Genomic DNA, 1,975 nt, shown 5'->3' on the forward strand with positions numbered 1-1,975 from the left:
AGTCTAAACGTGTGGGGGGCAGCTGTCTCATGATCGTTGGCACAGAGGGGATCGCGTTCGTGTTTCAGGACTTCAATCTGTTCACCCATCTGAAGGTTCTGGACAACGTGACCGTCGGTCAGCGCCGCATCCTCAAGCGCGGCAAGGCGGAGGCCAGGGATCGTGCCATGGAGGTGCTGGAACGGGTCGGATTGGCCGACCGGGCGCAGTACTACCCGGCTCAGTTGTCGGGCGGACAGCAGCAGCGCGCTTCGATTGCCCGGGCGCTGGCCATGGATCCGCAAGTGATCCTGTTCGACGAGCCGACGTCGGCGCTTGATCCCGAACTGACCGGCGAGGTAGTCGCTGTCATGCAGCAGCTTGCCGGGGACGGCATGACCATGCTGGTCGTCAGCCACGAGGTCGGCTTTGCCCGCACCGCCGCCGACGAGATCATCTTCATGGATGGCGGCACCATCGTGGAGCAGGGTCCGCCGGAGAGTCTGTTCGCCAACCCGACGCACGAGCGCACCCGATCCTTCCTGCGGGTCATCGCCCACCAGGAGCCGGCGTGATGTCGTTCGTGGACTTCGTCGTCGAACACCTGCCCTTCATCCTGAAGGGCGTGCCCGTCACGCTGAGCCTGTGGGCGCTTGCCATTACGTTCGGGTTCTTTTTCGGGTTGGTGCTGGCGTGGTGCCGGATTTATGCCGCGACGCCGTTGTACCTGCTGGCCACGGTGTACATCGAGATCTTTCGCGGCACGCCGATGCTGGTCCAAATGTTCTTCATCTACCTCGGTCTGCCGGAACTGGGCATCGTCTTGGACCCGTTCACCTCGGCGGTGGTCGCCATCGGCCTGAACACGTCGGCCTATCAGGCGGAATACTTCCGCGCTGCGTTGCTGTCCGTGCCGCCGGGCCAGATGCAGGCCGCGCGCGCGATCGGCATGAAGCGTACGCAGGCCCTGATTTACATCGTCCTGCCGCAGGCGCTCCGCCGTGTCCTGCCGCAATGGTCGAACGAGGCCATCCTGGAACTCAAGTTCACCTCCATCGCGTTTGCCATCGGCGTGACGGAGATCACCGCCAGGGCCGAGCAGATCGGCTACCGCACCTTTGAATTCTTCGACGTGTTCCTTTTGGTCGCGATCGTTTACCTAGTGCTGACGGGAATCGTCGCCGAGACCCTTCAGTGGGTCGAGCGCCGCGTCCACATTCCAGGCGTCACAACGGTCAGGTCCAGCGCGGGTTCGTAATCGCGCCGATCGGACACGGCCCACCTAGCCCCACCACATGCCCTGCCTGATCGCGGTCATCACGCTGATGGCGACCGTCTCTGTGGTGGCCGGTCTGTGAACCGGCTTGGCAAAATGACCCCCCATAAGCATGTGGGCATTCCCCGTAAAAGACTGAAATTCAATGATGTCTGACAAACGATAGGAGTCAAGTGGGCGCCGATCGAGGGGTCAAACGCCGCGCCGATTCACACCCGGATCGCCCCGGACGCCGCCGATGTCCTGAAAAAACTCGGTATATCAATGCCCAAGCCGCTCCTTCACATGGCTGAGCCGGCCGAGGGCACCGTCGGCCCATAGACACACGCCCGGACTCCGTCCTTCGCAAGCGCCTGAAAAAGCGCCGCTTTTCAGCACGTCTGTCCAGACACCGCGAACCCAGGTATGGCTCTGTTGTTGAAGCTGCCGAAGGTGAGCGGTCCGCCGCGAACCGCAGGGCCGGGTCTGGGTGGGGGGCTATCGGAAGGACTTTGCCACCGTCAACTGGCCAATTCGCGTGGAGATCCTTGAGATCCACGGCCGGGGCGTTGCCGTTCAGCGCCAGTTCACCAAACACGCCCGTCGCCCCCCCCCGGGAGCGGGGCGCGCCAAGCCGTGATCTGGTTCGGGTGGACGTCGAACTGTTGCGCCAACTCGGCCAGCGTCCAGGGGAATCGGGTGAACGGGTCATGCCGTGACGACGCTTGCGAGGTAGTCGTC

2 protein-coding genes and 1 pseudogene are annotated in these 1,975 nt (G+C 63.1%); 2 read left to right on the plus strand and 1 reads right to left on the minus strand.

Annotated features, from left to right (window positions below):
• Both Q0309_RS06540 and Q0309_RS06545 read left to right on the plus strand, forming a co-directional pair.
• The coding region (locus Q0309_RS06540) for an amino acid ABC transporter ATP-binding protein (RefSeq protein ID WP_366940572.1) at positions 1-554 on the plus strand (554 nt) is incomplete at its 5' end.
• Positions 554-1,237, plus strand: a complete 684-nt coding sequence (locus Q0309_RS06545) for an amino acid ABC transporter permease (protein WP_299438722.1) — start codon at positions 554-556, stop codon at positions 1,235-1,237. The genes Q0309_RS06540 and Q0309_RS06545, both read left to right, overlap by 1 nt.
• A 532-nt stretch (positions 1,238-1,769) precedes the next feature.
• On the opposite strand, the pseudogene Q0309_RS06550 reads toward Q0309_RS06545, so the two are convergent.
• A pseudogene (locus Q0309_RS06550) lies at positions 1,770-1,975 on the minus strand (hypothetical protein); the annotation flags it as partial.

Source organism: uncultured Rhodospira sp. (genome assembly GCF_937138205.1).
Classification (GTDB): domain Bacteria; phylum Pseudomonadota; class Alphaproteobacteria; order Rhodospirillales; family Rhodospirillaceae; genus Rhodospira.

Excerpts from the sequence above, each read along its gene's own strand:
- Q0309_RS06545 (WP_299438722.1), top strand. The coding sequence starts at position 554 with ATGTCGTTCGTGGACTTCGTCGTCGAACACCTGCCCTTCATCCTGAAG.